This is a genomic window from Streptomyces olivochromogenes (genome assembly GCF_001514115.1).
In the GTDB taxonomy this organism is placed as follows: domain Bacteria; phylum Actinomycetota; class Actinomycetes; order Streptomycetales; family Streptomycetaceae; genus Streptomyces; species Streptomyces olivochromogenes.
Window position 1 is genome coordinate 118,275 of record NZ_KQ948453.1, and the last position, 19,842, is coordinate 138,116.

Consider the following 19,842-nt stretch of genomic DNA (forward strand, 5'->3'; position numbering starts at 1 on the left):
GGAGTTCAAGGGCGAACGTTAGGTAATCCAAGTCATGCTGACCATCCTCGGCTTCACCATGATCGCGACCTTCCTGGTCCTGATCATGCTGAAGAAGATGTCGCCGATCGCGGCGCTCGTGCTGATCCCGGCACTCTTCTGTGTCTTCGTCGGAAAGGGCGCCAAGCTCGGTGACTACGTCATCGACGGCGTCACCAGCCTCGCCCCCACGGCGGCGATGCTGATGTTCGCGATCGTCTACTTCGGTGTGATGATCGACGTCGGTCTCTTCGACCCGATCGTCCGGGGGATCCTCAAGTTCTGCAAGGCCGACCCGCTGCGGATCGTGGTCGGCACCGCGGTCCTCGCCGCGATCGTCTCCCTCGACGGCGACGGCTCGACCACCTTCATGATCACGGTCTCGGCGATGTACCCGCTGTACAAGCGCCTCAAGATGAGCCTGGTCGTGATGACCGGCGTCGCCGCCATGGCCAACGGCGTCATGAACACGCTCCCCTGGGGCGGCCCCACGGCTCGCGCCGCGACCGCGCTGAAGCTCGACGCCAGCGACATCTTCGTCCCGATGATCCCGGCCCTCGCCGTCGGCCTGCTCGGCGTCCTCGCCCTCTCGTACGTCCTCGGACGCCGCGAGCGCAAGCGGCTCGGCGTGCTGACGCTGGACGAGGTCCTGGAGCCGGAGACCGAGACGGTGCTCGTCGGCGCGGGTGCGGGCGCCTCCGGCGACGGCGACGGCACCGTCGCCGTCGCGAAGAAGGCGGCGCGCACGGGTGGTCCGGGCGCCGGCACCGGCGGCAGCGGCACTGGCTCCGGCACCGACGCCGATCTGTCCGAAGCGGACGACGACTTCCAGGGTCTCGACCCCCACCGCGCCACCCTGCGTCCCAAGCTCTACTGGTTCAACGCGCTCCTCACGGTCGCGCTCCTCACCGCCATGATCATGGAGTGGCTGCCGATCCCGGTCCTCTTCCTGCTCGGCGCCGCACTCGCGCTCACCGTCAACTTCCCCCACATGCCCGACCAGAAGGCCCGCATCGGCGCCCACGCCGAGAACGTCCTCAACGTCTCGGGCATGGTCTTCGCCGCCGCCGTCTTCACCGGCGTCCTCCAGGGCACCGGCATGGTCGACCACATGTCCAAGTGGCTGGTCTCCAACATCCCCGACGGGATGGGCCCGCACATGGCCCTCGTCACCGGTGTCCTCAGCATCCCGCTCACCTACTTCATGTCGAACGACGGCTTCTACTTCGGCGTCCTGCCGGTCCTCGCCGAAGCGGGCCAGGCACACGGAGTCTCGTCCCTGGAGATCGCCCGCGCCTCGCTCGTCGGCCAGCCGCTGCACATGTCCAGCCCGCTGGTGCCCGCCGTATACGTCCTCGTCGGCATGGCGAAGGTCGAGTTCGGAGACCACACGAGGTTCGTGGTGAAGTGGGCGGCGCTGACTTCGCTGGTGGTGTTGGGGGCGGGGATTCTGTTCGGCATCATCTGACGGGTGGGTGTCGACTGACAGATTCTGTCATCTGTTATCTGTCATCTGAAATCCGTCATCTGTTATCTGTCGGTCGATATCGGCCGGTCGATACCCGTCATCTGCCACCTGTTCTCTGAAATCCGTCATCTGTAATCCGTCACCGGATGGAGGGGTGTCCCCGTGGGGCCCGGTCGGAACCGCGGCTGGCTGCTGCGCCTCGTCATCGCCTTCGGCTTCGCGCAAGGGGCGGTGTCCATGGCCCGGCCCGCCGTCTCCTACCGGGCCCTTGCCCTGGGCGCCGACGAACGCGCCATCGGTGTGATCGCCGGTGTGTACGCCCTGCTGCCCCTCTTCGCCGCCGTACCCCTGGGCCGCCGTACCGACCATGGACGTTGTGCCCCGCTGCTGCCGGTCGGGGTCGTCCTCATCGCGGGCGGTTGCGCGCTCAGCGGTGCGGCGGACTCGCTGGGGGCGATGGCTGCCTGGAGCGGGGTGATGGGCCTGGGTCACCTCTGCTTCGTCATCGGGGCCCAGTCGATCGTGGCCCGGCAGTCCGCGCCGCACGAACAGGATCGCAACTTCGGCCATTTCACCATCGGCGCCTCCCTGGGCCAACTGGTCGGGCCGATCGTCGCGGGCCTTCTGATCGGGGGTCCGGACAGGGCGGGCAGCAGCGCGCAGGCCCTGCTCGTGGCGGGTGCGCTCGCCGCGGTGTCGTTCAGCTCGCTCTGGCGCATCGAGCACCGTACGCCCGCCGAATCCCGTACGGCTCAGGCCGGCCGCGTGCCCGTGCACCGCATTCTGCGTGCCCGGGGCGTGCCCGCCGGAATCCTCATCAGCCTCTCCGTGCTGTCCGCGACGGACGTCCTGACCGCGTATCTGCCCGTGGTCGGCGAGCACCGGGGCATCGCGCCGTCGGTGATCGGTCTGCTGCTCAGTCTGCGCGCGGCGGCGACCATCGCCTGCCGACTGGTCATGACGCCGATGCTGCGACTGCTGGGCCGGGCGGCGCTGCTCACCGCGACCTGTCTGGTGGCCGGTGTGCTGTGCGCGGGTCTCGCGCTGCCCGTGCCGGTGTGGGCGCTGGCCGCGATGCTGCTGGTCCTCGGCTTCTGTCTGGGCGTCGGGCAGCCGCTGTCCATGACGACGGTCGTGCAGGCCGCCCCGGACGAGGCCCGCTCCACGGCCCTGGCCCTGCGGCTGACCGGTAACCGTCTGGGGCAGGTGGCCGCCCCGGCCGCGGCGGGGCTGGTCGCCGGGGTCGCCGGTGTGGCCGCGCCGTTCGTGATGCTGGGCGCGTTGTTGGTGCTGTCCTCGGGGGTCGCGCTGCGCTCGCCGCGGAAGGCGCCCGCGGGCCGTGCCGAGCCCGTTCGGCGCGCAGTGCCCCTGCGTCGCAAGAGCGACATCTGACCTTCCCGACCGGCCCGACGAGGGTGCGGCGACGTGTCTGCGGGCCGGTAGGCGATCGTCCGTTTCCGCCGCACCCGAGCAGGGACGGGAGCCGCGGCGGGAACCGACACGCCGGATCCCGCCGGGTGTCTTCCCCCAGGTGGTCGCGGTCCGTTAACTTCCGTGACTCATACGTCCCTTGCGGCCCGCTCGGGGCGTCTCGACCGTGGAGCGACAGCGCCCTTTGAGCCCCCGGGGGCACCCTTCATGACACGCGCCATCTCCCTGCACCAGGTCAGCAAGTCGTATACGCGCGGTGTCCGCGTGGTGGAGCGGCTGTCGTTGGACATCCGGCCGGGCGAGTTCCTCGTCCTGCTCGGGCCCTCCGGCTGCGGCAAGTCGACCGTGCTCAGGATGATCGCCGGCCTGGAGAGCGCCACTGAGGGCGAGGTGCGTCTCGACGGTGAGGACGCGGGCGATCTGCCGCCGTCCGAGCGGGACATGGCGATGGTCTTCCAGAACTTCGCGCTCTACCCGAGCATGACGGGCCGCGACAACATCGGCTTCCCGTTGCGCATCGAGACCCCCGGCGAGGACCCGCGTCCGCGTGTCGACGCCACCGCCCGGATGCTCGGCATCGAGGACCTCCTCGACCGTTTCCCCCACCAGCTGTCGGGCGGCGAGCGCCAGCGCGTGGCGATGGGCCGTGCGATCGCCCGCCACCCGTCCGCCTTCCTGATGGACGAGCCGCTCTCCAACCTCGACGCCAAGCTCCGCAACCACCTGCGCGCCGAGATAGCCTCGCTCACCAGGGAGTTGGGCGTCACGACGGTGTATGTCACCCATGACCAGGCGGAGGCGCTGTCGCTCGGCGACCGGGTCGCCGTCCTGCGCGGTGGCGTCCTCCAGCAAGTGGGCACACCCCGGACGGTCTACGCGCTGCCCGCGAACGTCTTCGTCGCCGCCTTCATCGGCACCCCGCGCATCAATCTGCTGCGCGGCCTGGTCCGGGCCCCGCTCGACGGGGCCATGTCGATCAGCCTCGGCAAGCAGTATCTGCCGCTGCGCGAGCCCTGGTCGGTGGATCAGCGGTTGCTGCGGGTGCAGCAGGGCCGCGAGGTCATCGTCGGGCTGCGTTCCGAGGCCGTCCGTCTGGCCAAGCCGTCGGAGGCCCGGCCGGGCGAGGTGGCGATCAGCGGTCTCGTGGAGCATGTGGAGTTCCAGGGGCACGAGGTGCTCGTCCACTTCAACACCGGCTCGCGGCCCGCCGTCGTCCCCGATCTGGAGGCGCCGCGCCCGGTCCGCCCGGTCCGGCGCCGCCGTCGCGAGGGCTCGCTGCTCGACCGTCTCCGGGACCGCCGGGCCGGTCTGCGGGCCGGTCCGGTGGTCGATCTCGACGACCCCGCCGACGCGGGTGCCGGGCGCGACGGCGAGATGCCGCCGGAGGGCCGGCTCCCCGGCGACCTGGTGGTCCGCACCACCCCCGACTTCGACCTCCGTCACGGCATGCAGGTGCCCCTCCTTGTCGACCTCGCCCATCTGTTCGTCTTCGACCAGCACGGCGAACGCATCTGCCCCGCTCCGGCGCGGCTGCCGGACCTGGACGAGTGAGGTGAGCAGGGTGAGTCGCGGGAAGACGTCTGGCGCCTGAAAACTAACACCGCTAGTTTGTGGGTCGGACGACGCCGCGAGGCGGACGGCACGCCCCCGCCCGGGAGGAACACGATGAAGGCACATGACGGCATGTACATCGACGGTGCCTGGCGCCCCGCCGCCGGGACGGACACCATCGAGGTCGTGAACCCGGTGGACGAACAGGTTCTCGGCCGGGTGCCGGCGGGTACGGCCGAGGACGTCGACACCGCCGTACGGGCCGCCCGCGCCGCGTTCCCGGCCTGGGCCGCGACCCCGCCCGCCGAGCGGGCCGCGCGGCTCGGCGCCCTGCGTGACGTCCTCACCGCACGCAAGGACGAGATCGCCGAGACGGTCACGGCGGAGCTCGGCTCCCCGCTGTCCTTCTCGCAGGCGGTCCACGCGGCCGTACCGATCCTGGTCGCGGGCTCGTACGCCGAACTGGCGGCCACCTACGCCTTCGAGGAGAAGGTCGGCAACTCGACCGTCTACCAGGAACCGATCGGTGTGGTCGGCGCGATCACACCCTGGAACTACCCGCTGCACCAGATCGTCGCCAAGGTCGCCCCCGCGCTCGCGGCGGGCTGCACGGTCGTCCTGAAGCCCGCCGAGGACACCCCGCTCACCGCCCAGCTGTTCGCCGAGGCGGTCGCGGAGGCGGGCGTCCCGGCCGGCGTCTTCAACCTCGTCACCGGCCTCGGCCCGGTCGCGGGCCAGGCCCTCGCCGAACATCCGGACGTGGACCTGGTCTCCTTCACGGGCTCCACGGCGGTGGGGCGGCGGATCGGGGCGACGGCCGGTGCGGCCATCAAGCGGGTCGCCCTCGAACTCGGCGGCAAGTCCGCCAACGTCATCCTGCCGAGCGCCGACCTCGCCAAGGCCGTCAACGTCGGCGTCGCCAACGTGATGTCCAACTCCGGCCAGACCTGCAGCGCCTGGACCCGCATGCTCGTGCACGCCGCGCAGTACGAGGAGGCGGTCGAGCTCGCCGCGACCGCCGCGGCGAAGTACGGGGACCGCATCGGCCCGGTCGTCAACGCCAAGCAGCAGGCGCGGGTGCGCGGTTACATCGACAAGGGCGTCGCCGAGGGCGCCCGGCTCGTCGCGGGCGGCCCCGAATCCCCGCGCGAGCAGGGGTATTTCGTCCAGCCGACCGTCTTCGCGGACGTCACCCCGGAGATGACGATCGCGCAGGAGGAGATCTTCGGCCCGGTGCTGTCGGTGATCCCGTACGAGGACGAGGAGGACGCCGTCCGGATCGCCAACGACACGGTGTACGGGCTCGCGGGCGCGGTGTGGGCGGGCGACGAGGCCGAGGCGGTCGCCTTCGCGCGACGGCTCGACACCGGGCAGGTCGACATCAACGGCGGCCGGTTCAACCCCAGTGCCCCGTTCGGCGGTTACAAGCAGTCGGGGGTCGGACGGGAACTGGGCGCACACGGCCTGTCCGAGTACCTCCAGACGAAGTCCCTCCAGTTCTAGCCCGTTCCACTCCACTCCACTCCACTCCACTCCGTTCCACTCCATTCCAGTCAGTTCCAGAGTTCTGGGCCGAGGAGCTTTTACGTGGTTCGCGCTGCCGTACTTCCCGCCGTGGGCGCCCCCCTGGAGATCGCCGAGATCGACCTCCCGGCACCCGGTCCGGGTCAGGTCCGCGTCCGGCTGGCCGCCGCCGGCGTCTGTCACTCCGACCTCTCGCTGTCCGACGGCACCATGCGGGTGCCCGTCCCCGCCGTCCTCGGCCACGAGGGTGCCGGGACCGTCGTCTCCGTCGGGGAGGGCGTGACGGGTGTCGCGCCCGGCGACGGAGTCGTCCTCAACTGGGCTCCCTCCTGCGGAAGTTGCCACGCCTGCTCGCTGGGGGAGGTGTGGCTGTGCGCCAACGCGCTGACCGGCGCGGGGGACGTGTACGCGCGGCGCGCCTCCGACGGGAGCGACCTCCATCCCGGCCTGAACGTCGCCGCGTTCGCCGAGGAGACCGTCGTGGCCGCCGGCTGCGTACTCCCCGTCCCGGACGGCATCCCCCTCACCGACGCCGCGCTCCTCGGCTGCGCCGTCCTCACCGGGTACGGCGCCGTCCACCACTCGGCGCGGGTCCGTGCCGGTGAGACCGTCGCCGTGTTCGGGGTGGGCGGGGTCGGGCTCGCGGCGCTCCAGGCGGCGCGGATCGCGGGCGCGTCGCAGATCATCGCGGTGGACATCTCTCCGGAGAAGGAGTCACTGGCACGTGAGGCCGGCGCCACGGACTACGTCGTCGCCTCCGACACCACCGCCCGCGAGATCCGCTCCCTCACCGGCAAGCAGGGTGTCGACGTCGCCGTCGAGTGTGTGGGCCGTGCCGTGACCATTCGCGCGGCCTGGGACTCCACCCGCCGCGGCGGACGTACGACGGTCGTCGGCATCGGTGGCAAGGACCAGCAGGTCACCTTCAACGCGCTGGAGATCTTCCACTGGGGCCGTACGCTGTCCGGCTGCGTGTACGGCAACTCCGACCCCGCGCGGGATCTGCCGGTGCTGGCGGAGCATGTGCGGGCGGGGCGTCTGGATCTGGGGACGCTGGTGACCGAGCGGATCGGGCTGGACGGGATCGCGGGGGCGTTCGAGAACATGGTGGCGGGGAAGGGCGGACGAGCGCTGGTGGTGTTCTAGGGCCTGTCCGGCGTGCTCCGCCGGACAGGCCCTAGTCCCGGGTGGCCCGGTTGTCCACGGGCGGGCGGGGGCTGGTCGTGCGGGTTTCCGCGCCGCTGAAGGCCTTCGGCCGGGGGCGGGAGCGGGACACCGCGACCCCGGCCAGGCACAGTGCGCCGCCCGCGAGCGTGAGCAGCGCCGGTACCTCGTCGAGGAACAGCCAGGACATCGCGACGACGAGCGCGGGTACCGCGTAGGTCGTCGCGCCCATCCGGCTCGCGGTGGTCCGGGCCAGCGCGTACGCCCAGGTCGTGAACGCCAGCGCGGTCGGGAAGACGCCCAGGTAGAGCACGTTGAGGGTGGCGGTGGCGGGCGCGTGGGCCACGTCGTGGACCAGTTGCCCCGCGAACGGCAGGCACGCCACCGTCCCCACCAGACAGCCGAACGTGGTCACCTGGAGGGCGCTCGCCCGCCCGAGCGCCGGCTTCTGTGCGACGACCCCCGCCGCGTAGCCGACGGCGGCGAGCAGGCACAGGACCACCCCGAGCACCGAGGAACCGCCCTCGCCGGACATCGACAGCCCCACCGCGACCGCCCCCGCGAACGACACCGCCATGCCCGCGAGCAGCCGCGGCGGCATCGCGTCGCCGAGCAGCCGGGAGCCGAGCAGCGCGATGAGGATCGGGCCGATGTTCACGACCAGCGCCGCCGTGCCGGCGTCCACCTGCTGCTCACCCCAGTTGAGCACCACCATGTAGAAGCCGAACCAGAGCAGGCCGGATATCGCGATCCCGCGCCAGGCCGCGCGCGGCGGCCACCCCTCCCTGCGTACGAGACAGATGGCGCCCAGCGCGACGGATCCCGCCAGCAGCCGCCCGAGTGCCAGTGCGCCCGGCGAGTACGCCGCGCCCGCGCTGCGGATCGACACGAAGGCGGAGGCCCACAGCACGACCGTGACGGTCGCGGCGCCCGCGGCGAGCAGGTCCGCGCGACGGGCGGACGCGGGGGAGGTGGCGTTCATCATGGTCCCGAGGCTAGGTGGGGTACGGGGCGGGGGGCTCGCGGATTTCGGACGCCGCGGTGGGACATGGCTGCTCAGCGGAGTGCCCTCGCCTCGATGCCCAGGAGTTCCGCGAAGGCCCGCTCGCCGTCCGGCGTGACCTTGACCGCGCGCTCCGAGCCGATACGTACGCACCAGTGGGCGTCCAGGGCGTGACGGCACAGGGCCGCGCCGGCGGTACCCGCGAGGTGGGGGCGGCGTTCGGTCCAGTCGAGGCAGCCGCGGGTGAGGGGACGGCGGCCGGTGCGGTTCAGGTCGATGCCTGCCTCGTCGAACCATCGCAGGCCCGCGTCCGTGAGCGCGAACCCGGTGTCCTGGCGGAGCAGGCCGCGGTGGGTGAGGGCGTCGGTGAGGGTGATGCCGAGGCGGCCCGCGAGGTGGTCGTAGCACGTGCGGGCGCGAGCCATCGCGGAGCCCGTGCCGGCTTCCCGCAGGGTGCGGGGGCGTCGGGTGGTGTCGGGAGCGACCTGGGCGGCGAGGTCCTCGACGAGTTGGGCGACGTGGGGGTCCGCGAGCCGTACGTAGCGGTGTCGGCCCTGTCGTTCCTCGGTGAGCAGGCCGCCGGTGACGAGCTTGCCGAGGTGCTCGCTGGCCGTCGAGGGGGCGACGTGGGCGTGCCGGGCCAGTTCACCCGCGGTCCAGGCGCGGCCGTCGAGCAGGGTGAGCAGGAAGGTGGCGCGGGTCTCGTCCGCGAACATTGCCGCCAGCGCGGCGAGTCCCGGTGCGACCGGATCCGTCGACCTCGTCATGCCTCCCATCATCCGCCCCCTACATTTCGGCCCCCGCCGAACGGTCTCCGCCGAACGGTCTCCGGGCCCAGGAGGGGTCCTGGGCTGCGGGCGGGTGAGGGCTGGTGGCGCAGTTCCCCGCGCCCCTGAAGCGGGGGCTTCGCCCCGCATCTCCGCCGCCCGACTCGTTCGGCCGACGGCCGGTGGGGGCTTGGCGCGCAGTTCCCCGCGCCCCTGAAAGCCTCCAGCAAACCGTCTCGGCGTCGTCAGCTCTCGCCCGTCGCCCTTTCGAACTGCTGCGTCAGCCCGTCCAGCAACGCCCCGAGCCCCACCTCGAAGGCCCGCTCGTCCACCTTCTCCTGCTGCTCGGCGAGCAGGTGGGCCTGCCCGAGGTGGGGATAGTCGGCGGGGTCGTACGCGCTCTCGTCGTCGACGAAGCCCCCGGCGAAGGAACCGAGGGCGGAGCCCATGATGAAGTAGCGCATCAGGGCGCCGATCGACGTGGCCTGGGCCGGCGGCCATCCGGCGTCGACCATCGCGCCGAAGACGGCGTCCGCGAGGCGCAGCCCGGCGGGGCGGCGCCCGGGACCGCGGGCGAGGACCGGGACGATGTTCGGGTGGTCGCGCAGCGCCGCCCGGTAGGACACGGCCCAGTCGTGCAGGGCGGTGTGCCAGTCCCGCCCGTCCTCGAACATCGCCAGGTCGACCTGCGCGCTCACGGAGTCCGCGACCGCTTCCAGGATCTGGTCCTTGGTGCGGAAGTGGTTGTAGAGGGAGGGCCCGCTCACGCCCAGTTCGGCGGCGAGCCGCCGTGTGGAGACGGCGGCCAGACCCTCCGCGTCCACCAGGGCCCGTGCCGTGTCGACGATCCGGTCGGTGCTCAGGAGGGGCTTGCGCGGTCGGGCCATGGCGCACATAGTAGGGCTGCGGGCTTAAACTAGCAGTGCTAATTTAGCTTTTCGAATGTACGGCTTTCAAATGGGGTGACCGTCATGAACCTGGAGCTCAGCGAGGAGCAGACCGCCGTCCGGCAACTCGCCAAGGACTTCGTGGACCGCGAGATCGCCCCTCATGTCGTCGAGTGGGACCGGGCGGAGGAGGTCGACCGCTCGCTCGTGAAGAAGCTCGGCGAGGTCGGCTTCCTCGGACTCACCGTCGACGAGGAGTACGGCGGCAGCGGCGGTGACCACCTCGCGTACTGCCTCGTGACGGAGGAGCTGGGCCGCGGTGACTCCTCCGTACGCGGCATCGTCTCCGTCTCGCTCGGTCTGGTCGCCAAGACGATCGCGTACTGGGGGAGCGAGGAGCAGAAGCGGCAGTGGCTGCCGGGGCTGACCTCCGGCGCGTACGTGGGCTGCTTCGGCCTCACCGAGCCCGGCACCGGCTCGGACGCGGGCAACCTGACGACGAAGGCCGTACGCGACGGCGACGACTACGTCATCAACGGCACCAAGATGTTCATCACCAACGGGACCTGGGCCGACGTCGTCCTGCTCTTCGCCCGCTCCACCGAAGCGCCCGGCCACAAGGGCGTCTCCGCCTTCCTCGTTCCGACCGACACCCCCGGCCTGACCCGCCGCACCATCCACGGCAAACTCGGCCTGCGCGGCCAGGCCACCGCCGAACTCGTCCTGGAAGACGTACGCGTACCCGCGAGCACCATGCTGGCGCCCGAGGGCAAGGGGTTCTCCGTGGCCATGTCCGCCCTGGCCAAGGGGCGGATGTCGGTCGCCGCGGGGTGTGTCGGCATCGCCCAGGCGGCCCTGGACGTCGCCGTGCGGTACGCGACCGAGCGGGAGCAGTTCGGCAAGACCATCGCGCACCACCAGCTCGTCCAGGAACTGATCAGCGACATCGCCGTCGACGTGGACGCGGCTCGGCTGCTGACCTGGCGGGTCGCCGATCTCGTCGACCGCGGGCTGCCCTTCGCCACGGAGTCGTCGAAGGCCAAGCTCTTCGCCTCCGAGGCCGCCGTGCGCGCCGCGAACAACGCACTCCAGGTCTTCGGCGGCTACGGCTACATCGACGAGTACCCGGCGGGCAAGCTGCTGCGCGACGCCCGCGTGATGACCCTCTACGAGGGCACCAGCCAGATACAGAAGCTGGTCATCGGGCGTGCGCTGACCGGGGTTTCCGCCTTCTGAGGCCGACCGGGTTCCCCGTCTTCTGAGTACGCCCGCACGCGGCGCTGAGTACGTGGGCGGATGCGGCGGTGGTCGCCTCCGCCGACCCTTGTCCCCATGAGTGAGACACCCGTCAAGCATCAGAACACGGCGGCCTTCTACGGGCAGGCCGTGGCCTCCTTCTCCGTCGCCATGGTGGCGACCGCCGTCGGTATCTACAAGCTGCACGCCGACGCCTGGGTGCGAGCCTTTCTGGCCATCGCCGTCCTCTATCTGGTGACGTCGTCCTTCACGCTGGCCAAGGTGATCCGGGACCGTCAGGACGCGGGCGCTGAGCGGGCACGCTAAGCGCCCGCTCAGCTTCGGCGGTATGGTGTACCTCCTGTCAGCGAGAGGGGCGAACCAGCGATGAGTACGGCGGAGGAGACGGCCGGCGGCGAGATGCAGCCGTGGGCCGAGGTCACCCCGGACGCGGCCCGGCGGCTGCTCGTCGCCGCCGTGGAGGCCTTCGCCGAGCGCGGATACCACGCGACGACGACCCGGGACATCGCGGGCCGCGCGGGCATGAGCCCCGCCGCGCTCTACATCCACTACAAGACCAAGGAAGAGCTGCTCCACCGCATCAGCCGGATCGGGCACGACAAGGCGCTCGACATCGTGCGCAGCGCGGCGCAGGGCGGCGGCAGCGCCGCCGAGCGGCTCACCGACGCCGTGCGGTCCTTCGTACGGTGGCACGCCGGGCAGCACACCACCGCGCGGGTCGTGCAGTACGAGCTGGAAGCCCTCGGGCCCGAGGCACGGGCGGAGATCGTCGCGCTGCGACGGCAGACCGACGCGGCCGTGCGCGGCATCATCGCGGACGGCGTGGCGGCGGGCGACTTCGACGTGCCGGACGTGCCGGGCACCACGCTCGCCGTGCTCTCCCTCTGCATCGACGTGGCCCGCTGGTTCAACGTCGACGGGCCCCGTACGCCCGACGAGGTCGGCGCGCTCTACGCCGACCTCGTGCTGCGTATGGTCGGGGCCAAGGAGTAGCGGCCCCGGGGCGGGTGGGGGTGCTCAGAGGTAGTAGCGCGACACCGACTCGGCCACGCACACCGGCTTGTCGCCGCCCTCGCGCTCCACGGTGAAGGCCACGGACACCTGGACACCGCCGGTCACGTCCTCGACGCCGGTGATCTGCGCGGTGGCGCGCAGCCGTGAGCCGACCGGTACGGGGGCGGGGAAACGGACCTTGTTCGTCCCGTAGTTGACGCCCATCCTCACGCCTTCGACCTTGATCAGCTGCGGGCCGAAGAGCGGGAGCAGCGACAGGGTGAGGTAGCCGTGCGCGATCGTCGTGCCGAAGGGGCCGGTCGCGGCCTTCTCGGGGTCGACGTGGATCCACTGGTGGTCGCCGGTCGCCTCCGCGAAGAGGTCGATCCGCTTCTGCTCGATCTCGACCCAGTCGCTGTACCCCAGTTGCTCGCCCACCGCGGCCCGCAGTTCGTCGACCGTCGCGAACGTCCTCGGCTCTGCCATCTTCCCGACCTCCCGCATCTCTATGTCTAAGCAACTGCTTAGCATGGTCGGGCGCGGGGCGCATGTCAACGGACCGGACGTGTGACGAAGTAGGTGGGGCGGGTGACGAAGTAGGTAGGGTTGGAGGGGTGCCCCAGATCCCTGAGAAGATCCACGAGCTGACCGTCGGCCAGCTGTCGGCCCGTAGTGGCGCCGCCGTCTCCGCCCTGCACTTCTACGAGTCCAAGGGCCTGATCAGCAGCCGTCGAACCACCGGCAACCAGCGCCGCTACCACCGTGACGCGCTGCGCCGTGTCGCCTTCGTCCGGGCCGCCCAACGCGTCGGCATCCCCCTCGCCACCATCCGCGAGGCGCTCGCCGAACTCCCCGAGGAGCGCACCCCGACGCGCGAGGACTGGGCCCGGCTGTCGCAGGCCTGGCGTTCCGAACTCGACGAGCGGATCAAGCAGTTGAGCCGGCTCCGGGATCACCTGACCGACTGCATCGGGTGCGGTTGTCTGTCCCTGGAGAACTGCGTGCTGTCCAACCCGGACGACGTCTTCGGCGAGCGCCAGGCGGGCTCCCGGCTCATGGTGGAACGCGTCACCGCGCCTCCGAAACCGCAGCGGTCACAGGGAGCGCAGGAGTCGCAGCGCGCGGCCGAAGAGTGCTGCTGAGGACACCCCCTCGGCCCGCCCCGTGGCCGGGCTGCGGGGTGCCCTCGGCTCGCTCCACGGCCGGGCGGAACCGCGGCTCCCGTGCCGCGACCGCCCAGCCCGTCACTCGTACTCCGTGCCGCCCTTGCGGGTCAGATACGCCGGGCTGACCGCCTTCGCGATGGCCCGGCCGCCGGTGACCGGGCTGTAGCGCTCGACGGCAGGGCGTATCACGACGCCCTCCCGCAGATGCAGTGCGCGCCCGGACACGGTCTCCCGGCCCGAGGCGACCTCCAGGACGCGGTCGATGTCGTACGGGCCCTCGTACAGCCTTGGCACCAGCGGCAGTTCGCCGTCGAGGAGCGCGGCCGCGTCCAGCCAGTGGACCTCGCCGGCGATCTCCGCGGACACGTCGAACACGGCGTAGCCGAGAGACTCGCGGCGGCCGTCGGCGCCGTACGACAGGTCCTGCACGCCCGCCCCGTACACCTCCCCGAAGACGCCGACCCGGCGGGCGCCGAGCCGTTCGGCGAGCCGGGCCGCGGCCGCCGCGACGCCGTGGGCGTGGACGGCACGCCAGTACAGATTGCGGGAATCCTCCTTGAGGGCGAGGGACTTGGCGCCGAAACCCTTGGAGGAGACGTACGCGCGGTCCTGGTCGGCGAGGTAGGTCAGCAGGCAGGCCGAGCCGTGCAGCTTCTCCGTCAGGACGACGTTCTCGCCCGGCGCGAAGATGTCCGGGTACCGCTGGATGTTCTCGATGTCGACCCAGGGCAGCAGATCGGGCGCGGACTCGACGTCGCCGTTCATGGTGGGCGGGATCGGCGGCACCCACTTGACGATGCCGAGCGCCTCGGCGAAGTCGGTGCCGTCCGCGGCGGCCCGTGCCAGGTCGACGTCGGCCAGCGCCTTCGGGCGGCAGACGATGCCCTGCGACAGCTCACCGCGCAGGCGTACGGCCTTGACGCGGTCCGAGCCGGGGCCCGCGAGGCGTCCGGTCAGGCCCAGCTCCTCGATGAGCGTGGTGGGGAGCACGGACTGCTCGGGGATGTAGACGGCACTCTCGCCGGTGCGGTAGGCGCCCTTGGCGACGACGGCTCGGTACAGGCCCACCTGGGCCAGTTCGAGCGCGTCGGCGTTCGGATGCTCGTGGACGGTCAGCACTTCGGCGGTGACGCGCAGCGTCGACATCGGGACTCCTCGGGTTCCGCGGGTACCTCAACGGGGTTTCATCGAGCCCAACTGTCCCGAGGAGAAAGCGGTGGAGCGAGCGGATTTGCGCCTGCTAGCGTCGGCCCACCGGGTGTCTTCAGTGGCGCCCCCGTCGAGGTCGGCGCCCCGAAGGGGCGCGGGGAACTGCGCGCCCAGCCGCGCACGATCCCGCAGCCGACGACTCACCCGCAGTTCCCGTAACCCGGTCGACCCCGAGCCCTACCCCGACCGCCGACCGTCGACCCCTGCACCCGCCCCCCGTTCAACCCGGCGGAGCGCTCACACAGAGACGAGCAACCGCCCGCGCCTGGCCTCCGCCAGCGCCTCGGGCGTGAGGACGGGCCGCGGTACGACGATTCCGCAACCCGTGCAGACGGGACCCGACGACGGTTCGTGGGCCAGGTCGTACTTCCAGGTGAGGCGCTCACCGGTGCAGACCGGGCAGCAGGTGCCCGGTTCGCGCTCCAGCGCGGCGATCAGCCGGCGCAGCACCTCGGCCAGTGATTCGTGGGGGTGGATCCGCGGATCGTCGCACCACGCGACGCCGAATCCGCCCCAGGTCAGCCGATGCCAGTCGTCCACGCTGCCCGGCCGGCGCAGCCCGTCGTGCTTCTCCTTCTTGCGGCGCTCGGCGAACTCGACCTCGTAGGCGAGCCAGACGGAGCGGGCCTCCTCCAACTCGTCCAGTGCGGCCACGAGCCGCGCTGGATCGGGGGACCGGTCCTCGGGGCCGAACCCGGCCCGGGAGCAGAGATGGTCCCAGGTCGCCCGATGCCCGTAAGGGGCGAACCTCTCCAGGCACTTGCGCAGTGAATAGCGTCGCAGTGCCAGATCATTCCTCGGATCTCGCACCTGTCTCGCCAGACTCCGAAAACCCGCCATCGCCCTGCACCTCCGTCACACCTGCACCTGTACTTCGGTCACTTCGGCGTTGCCGTCCCAGGGACGTCGCCGAGTAGACGTATCGACACGCGATTCGGCTCCATCCAATTTCCGATGAGCGCCATAAGTCACCGGCCGAACTCCCTCCGGCCTACCTCCCGTCGCTGTCAGCCACCTGTTGACAAGCTCGTGGGCCGGGATGAGCGGGGTGTCGCCGGATCCGCATGGCCCGTCGATCTCTAAACGGCTCGTGACCTCTGAACAGCTCAGTGATCGTTGAAAAGTTGACGCATGTTCATCTTCCAACTCGGGGATACCGGCGGTAACGTCCGGCCCACCCCCGTCGGTAGGAGCAGCCATGCCACGACGCACCCCACGCACCGCACCCGACAGACAGAGAACTCCCCGCAGATTCCCCAAGTTCCTGGGGGCGGCATCCATCTGTGCTCTCATAGCCGCCCTGCTGTCCCCGCTGACCCAGGCGGCGGCCGCCGACAACACGACCGCGCTCGCCGCCAACGACTACTGCGGCGGCCAGTGTTCCGACATCCTCCCGCCCGGTCAGAACGGCAACGCCACCCTCGCCCAGATCCTCCTCAACCAGGCCTTCGGCATTCAGCCCGACCACGCCGAGGACCAGCTCGGCCCCTACAGCAACCTGGCCTCGGGTGCCGCCACGCTCACCGACGCCAAGATCAACGACTTCTTCAACGACGCGTCCTTCGGGGTCGCCTCCGACCAGGTCGCCTCCACCACCGCGCCCGGCGGACGCACCGACGTGACGATCGTCCGCGACAAGAAGACCGGTGTGCCGCACATCACCGGCACCACCCGCTACGGCACCGAGTACGGCGCCGGATACGCCGCCGCCCAGGACCGGCTGTGGCTGATGGACGTCTTCCGGCACGTCGGCCGCGGCCAGCTGACCTCCTTCGCCGGCGGGGCCCCCTCCAACCAGGGCCTGGAGCAGGAGTTCTGGCGCAACGCCCCCTACACCGAGGCCGATCTGCAGACCCAGATCGACAACGCCATCGCGAACAACGGCGCCCGCGGCCAGCAGGCCCTCGCCGACGCCAACGCCTACATCGACGGCATCAACGCCTACATCGACGCCTCCGACAGCGGCCGCTACTTCCCCGGTGAGTACGTCCTGACCGGCCACAAGGACTCCATCACCAACGCCGGCACCATCGACCACTTCAAGATCACCGACCTGGTCGCGCTGGCCTCCGTCATCGGCTCGCTCTTCGGCTCCGGAGGCGGCGGCGAGGTCAACAACGCCATCTCGCTGCTGGCCGCCCAGTCCAAGTACGGCGTGACCGAGGGCACCAAGGTCTGGGAGTCCTTCCGCGAGCGCAACGACCCCGAGGCGGTGCTCACCGTCCACAACGGCGAGAGCTTCCCGTACGCCTCGAAGCCCGACACCGCGCAGGGCGAGGCCCTGCCCGACGCCGGCTCGGTGACCCAGGAGCCACTGGTCTACGACCGCACCGGCAGCGCGGGCACCGCCACCGCCACCAGCGCCTCGGCGACGGCGGCCGCCACCACCCTCACCTCGGCGAAGCGCGGGATGTCCAACGCCCTCGTGGTGAGCGGCAAATACACCGCCAGCGGCCACCCCATCGCCGTCTTCGGGCCGCAGACCGGCTACTTCGCGCCACAGCTCCTCATGCTCCAGGAGATCCAGGGGCCGGGCCTCAGCGCGCGCGGCGCCTCCTTCGCGGGCCTGAGCATGTACGTCGAACTCGGGCGCGGCCAGGACTACTCCTGGAGCGCGACGACCTCCGGCCAGGACATCATCGACACGTACGCCGTCGAGCTGTGCCAGGACGACTACCACTACCTGTACCACGGCACCTGCACCGCCATGGACAAGGTCGAGCGGACCAACTCCTGGAAGCCCACCACGGCCGACGGCACCGCGGCGGGCTCGTACCGCATGCAGGTCTACCGGACCAAGTACGGTCCCGTGGAGTACCGCGCGACGGTCGGCGGCAAGAAGGTCGCGTACACGACCCTGCGCTCCTCCTACATGCACGAGGCCGACTCGATCATCGGCTTCCAGATGCTCAACGACCCGGACTACGTGAAGAGCCCACAGACGTTCCAGAGCGCGGTGCAGCACATCAACTACACCTTCAACTGGTTCTACGCCGACTCCTCGCACACCGCGTACTACAACAGCGGTGACAACCCGGTGCGGGCGGCCGGCGTCGACGCCGAGTTCCCGATCTGGGCGCAGGCCGCGTACGAGTGGCAGAACTGGGACCCGACGACGAACACCGCCTCGTACACCCCGCCGTCCGCGCACCCCAACTCCATCGACCAGGACTACTACATCTCCTGGAACAACAAGCAGGCCAAGGACTACACCACGGCCCCCTGGGGAGACGGTTCCGTGCACCGCGGGAACCTCCTGGAGGACCGGGTGAAGAAGCTGGTCGCCGCGGGCGGGGTGACCAGGTCCTCGCTCACCAAGGCGATGGCCGACGCCGCGCTGGCCGACCTGCGGGCCGAGGACGTGCTGCCGAAGCTGCTGAGGGTCATCAACAGTTCGACGGTCACGGACACCACGGCCGCGGCGGCGGTGACCAAGCTGTCCGACTGGGTGACGGCCGGCGCCAAGCGCAAGGAGACCTCGGCCGGTTCGAAGGCCTACGCCAACGCCGACGCGATCCGCATCCTGGACGCCTGGTGGCCGCTGCTGGTGAAGGCCGAGTTCCAACCCGGTCTCGGCACCGACCTGTACACGGCCTTCTCCAACAACCTGCCCATCGACGAGTCCCCGTCGGCCGCGCACGGCCCGACCGGCGCGCACGCCGGAAGCTCCTTCCAGTACGGCTGGTGGAGCTATGTCGACAAGGACATCCGGGCGGTCCTTGGTGAGTCGGTGCAGGGCGGACTGTCGCAGAAGTACTGCGGCGGCGGCACCCTCAGCGCCTGCCGGGACGCCCTGATCAGCACACTCAAGACGGCGGCCGGCCTGACCGCCGCCCAGGTCTACCCGGGCGACGACCAGTGTTCGGCGGGCGACCAGTGGTGTGCCGACTCGATCGTCCAGCGGACGCTCGGCGGCATCAAGCACGGCAAGATCACCTGGCAGAACCGGCCGACCTACCAGCAAGTGGTGGAGTACACGTCGCACCGGTGACCCCGGAGCGCGACGCGGACTCCCGGCGGCGGGTCATTGAACACGGCCCGCCGCCAGCACCACCTGCGCCAGCTCCCGGTGGCAGATGTCGCTGTGGGCCCCGCTCGGGGGCCCGCCGCGGTTCACCACCGCGCACGCGTCGACGTTCACGCACCCCGACACCGGCAGCTTCGCGCGCAGCGCGTCGGCGAGCGTGAACGTCTTCGTGCCCTCCACCGCCTGCACCCCGTCGTGTCCCATCGCGCCCCAGCGGGCACCCAGGAGGTGTCCGGGGCCGAGGTCGACGCCCAGCACCGAACGGTCGTCGTCCGCCATCCGGGAGGCCAGCGGATAGATCGTGCCGAGCGCCGTGTCGAAGTGGGAGTAGCAGCACACCACAGGGCCGTCGACGCGGCTCTGCAGACCGTGCAGCGCACCGCTCGCCCCCGGGTCGCCGGGCAGCCGCGCGGCGAACGCGTAGTGCGAGAACGCCCCTTGGAGCAGCGTCACGGACTTCACCGTGCGCACGCCCTCGGGCAGTCCGCGCAGCGCGAAGGAGACCAGCCGCCCGCCGAAGCTGTGTCCGACCAGATGCACCCGCACCCCGGGCGCGGCGGACGCGAGCTGCCCGAGCGTGCGCCCGAGCCCCCGCTCACCCACCGTTCCCGCGCGCCGCTTCATGGCGTAGTACGTGGCCTGGCGCAGCAGTTCGCGCGCCCCGTCCCAGGGCCGCGGCAGGGTGAAGGTCTCGCCGGGGGCCGTCATCCCGGCCAGCGCCTCGGCGAACTCGCCGCACACCGTGACCGTGTCCCCGAAGAGCATCGCGGGGTCGCCCTGCGGCGCGCCCTGCGCGAGCGTGTCCGCGGCGAAGGCGGCCTGCGGTCCCTGCGGTGGTACCTCCACGAGCAGCCGCACCAGGCGCCCGAACTCCTCCAACGAGGCGCCGTCGTCCGGCTGTTCGTCCAGCAGGCGCGCGATCTGCTCGACGATCGTCGCCCGGCCCGGGAACACCTCCAGGAGCGCGCGCCGGGTGTCCTTGTCGAGCGCGGTGCGGGCGGCGGCGGGCAGGTCGGCGGGGACGGCGGCGGCCACCGACCGGGGAAAGTCGGGGATCGGTTCGTCCGAGAACCGCATCGAGGGCCACACCACACCGACGTAGCCCAGACGCGCGTGCGGCGCGAGGCCCGGCACGGGCGCGAAGAACTGGCTGTAGAGGCGGGTCGCGCCGGAGCGGTCGTTGTTCCAGCCGTGTGCGAAGACGATCAGATCACGCACTGTGCGCCGGGGCACCTCCGCGAGCAGCCGGTCCCTTTCCCGGCCGTCCACGTCCCCGTCCGCGTCGAAGGTCAGCTCCCAGTAGGGAGAAACACTGACTGCCGGATCCGCCATGGCAATCTCCCTCGTCCCCCGAAGGCGGTGCGATGTGGGCGCATC

At 71.0% G+C, this 19,842-nt stretch carries 17 protein-coding genes; 10 read left to right on the forward strand and 7 right to left on the reverse strand.

Features of this window, described 5'->3' with window-relative positions:
- Nucleotides 1-34 precede the first annotated feature (34 nt).
- The 5 genes from AQJ27_RS10140 to AQJ27_RS10160 all read left to right on the forward strand — a co-directional run bounded on the left by AQJ27_RS10140 (nucleotide 35) and on the right by AQJ27_RS10160 (nucleotide 7,138).
- The gene (locus AQJ27_RS10140) at nucleotides 35-1,486 is read left to right on the forward strand and encodes a CitMHS family transporter (protein ID WP_067365097.1); all 1,452 of its coding nucleotides are present in this window, start codon (nucleotides 35-37) and stop codon (nucleotides 1,484-1,486) included.
- A 162-nt stretch (nucleotides 1,487-1,648) separates the two neighbouring features.
- Nucleotides 1,649-2,878, forward strand: coding sequence for an MFS transporter (locus tag AQJ27_RS10145; RefSeq protein WP_067365100.1), 1,230 nt, complete (start codon nucleotides 1,649-1,651; stop codon nucleotides 2,876-2,878).
- A 246-nt stretch (nucleotides 2,879-3,124) separates the two neighbouring features.
- Complete coding sequence (locus tag AQJ27_RS10150; protein ID WP_067365103.1) at nucleotides 3,125-4,468, forward strand: ABC transporter ATP-binding protein; 1,344 nt, start codon at nucleotides 3,125-3,127, stop codon at nucleotides 4,466-4,468.
- A 114-nt stretch (nucleotides 4,469-4,582) separates the two neighbouring features.
- The gene (locus tag AQJ27_RS10155; protein WP_067365106.1) at nucleotides 4,583-5,971 is read left to right on the forward strand and encodes an aldehyde dehydrogenase family protein; all 1,389 of its coding nucleotides are present in this window, start codon (nucleotides 4,583-4,585) and stop codon (nucleotides 5,969-5,971) included.
- A gap of 84 nt (nucleotides 5,972-6,055) precedes the next feature.
- On the forward strand, nucleotides 6,056-7,138 hold the full coding sequence (locus AQJ27_RS10160; protein ID WP_067365109.1) for a Zn-dependent alcohol dehydrogenase: 1,083 nt from the start codon (nucleotides 6,056-6,058) through the stop codon (nucleotides 7,136-7,138).
- Between the two features lie 31 nt (nucleotides 7,139-7,169).
- On the opposite strand, the gene AQJ27_RS10165 is transcribed toward AQJ27_RS10160, so the two are convergent.
- The 3 genes from AQJ27_RS10165 to AQJ27_RS10175 form a co-directional block, all read right to left on the reverse strand.
- Nucleotides 7,170-8,141, reverse strand: a complete 972-nt coding sequence (locus AQJ27_RS10165) for a DMT family transporter (RefSeq protein ID WP_079064896.1) — start codon at nucleotides 8,139-8,141, stop codon at nucleotides 7,170-7,172.
- 71 nt (nucleotides 8,142-8,212) lie between these two features.
- Entirely contained in the window at nucleotides 8,213-8,938 is a 726-nt protein-coding gene (locus tag AQJ27_RS10170; protein ID WP_096240009.1) for a metalloregulator ArsR/SmtB family transcription factor, read from the reverse strand.
- Between the two features lie 233 nt (nucleotides 8,939-9,171).
- Complete coding sequence (locus AQJ27_RS10175; protein ID WP_067365115.1) at nucleotides 9,172-9,813, reverse strand: TetR/AcrR family transcriptional regulator; 642 nt, start codon at nucleotides 9,811-9,813, stop codon at nucleotides 9,172-9,174.
- An 84-nt stretch (nucleotides 9,814-9,897) separates the two neighbouring features.
- Between AQJ27_RS10175 and AQJ27_RS10180 the strand changes: the two genes are divergently transcribed.
- From AQJ27_RS10180 to AQJ27_RS10190, 3 genes are all read left to right on the forward strand, one after another.
- Nucleotides 9,898-11,049: an acyl-CoA dehydrogenase family protein gene (locus AQJ27_RS10180; RefSeq protein WP_067366370.1), complete on the forward strand. Its 1,152-nt coding sequence runs from the start codon at nucleotides 9,898-9,900 to the stop codon at nucleotides 11,047-11,049.
- Between the two features lie 96 nt (nucleotides 11,050-11,145).
- Complete coding sequence (locus tag AQJ27_RS10185; protein WP_067365118.1) at nucleotides 11,146-11,376, forward strand: YiaA/YiaB family inner membrane protein; 231 nt, start codon at nucleotides 11,146-11,148, stop codon at nucleotides 11,374-11,376.
- 60 nt (nucleotides 11,377-11,436) lie between these two features.
- The gene (locus AQJ27_RS10190) at nucleotides 11,437-12,063 is read left to right on the forward strand and encodes a TetR/AcrR family transcriptional regulator (RefSeq protein WP_067365121.1); all 627 of its coding nucleotides are present in this window, start codon (nucleotides 11,437-11,439) and stop codon (nucleotides 12,061-12,063) included.
- Nucleotides 12,064-12,087: 24 nt separating this feature from the next.
- Here AQJ27_RS10190 and AQJ27_RS10195 read toward each other — a convergent pair whose 3' ends face one another.
- Entirely contained in the window at nucleotides 12,088-12,549 is a 462-nt protein-coding gene (locus AQJ27_RS10195; protein WP_067366373.1) for a MaoC family dehydratase, read from the reverse strand.
- Between the two features lie 128 nt (nucleotides 12,550-12,677).
- Between AQJ27_RS10195 and soxR the strand changes: the two genes are divergently transcribed.
- Nucleotides 12,678-13,205, forward strand: a complete 528-nt coding sequence (gene soxR / locus AQJ27_RS10200) for a redox-sensitive transcriptional activator SoxR (RefSeq protein WP_067365124.1) — start codon at nucleotides 12,678-12,680, stop codon at nucleotides 13,203-13,205.
- A 102-nt stretch (nucleotides 13,206-13,307) separates the two neighbouring features.
- On the opposite strand, the gene AQJ27_RS10205 is transcribed toward soxR, so the two are convergent.
- A complete protein-coding gene (locus AQJ27_RS10205) occupies nucleotides 13,308-14,375 on the reverse strand; it encodes an RNA ligase (ATP) (protein ID WP_067365127.1) in 1,068 nt (355 codons plus the stop codon).
- Nucleotides 14,376-14,675: 300 nt separating this feature from the next.
- Complete coding sequence (locus tag AQJ27_RS10210) at nucleotides 14,676-15,278, reverse strand: hypothetical protein (protein ID WP_067365130.1); 603 nt, start codon at nucleotides 15,276-15,278, stop codon at nucleotides 14,676-14,678.
- 358 nt (nucleotides 15,279-15,636) lie between these two features.
- Here AQJ27_RS10210 and AQJ27_RS10215 point away from each other — a divergent pair, with 358 nt between their 5' ends.
- The gene (locus tag AQJ27_RS10215; RefSeq protein ID WP_067365133.1) at nucleotides 15,637-18,429 is read left to right on the forward strand and encodes a penicillin acylase family protein; all 2,793 of its coding nucleotides are present in this window, start codon (nucleotides 15,637-15,639) and stop codon (nucleotides 18,427-18,429) included.
- A 33-nt stretch (nucleotides 18,430-18,462) separates the two neighbouring features.
- Here AQJ27_RS10215 and AQJ27_RS10220 read toward each other — a convergent pair whose 3' ends face one another.
- Nucleotides 18,463-19,797 (reverse strand): serine-threonine protein kinase, encoded by a 1,335-nt coding sequence (locus tag AQJ27_RS10220; protein WP_067365137.1) that lies wholly within the window; start codon nucleotides 19,795-19,797, stop codon nucleotides 18,463-18,465.
- Between the last annotated feature and the right edge of the window lie 45 nt (nucleotides 19,798-19,842).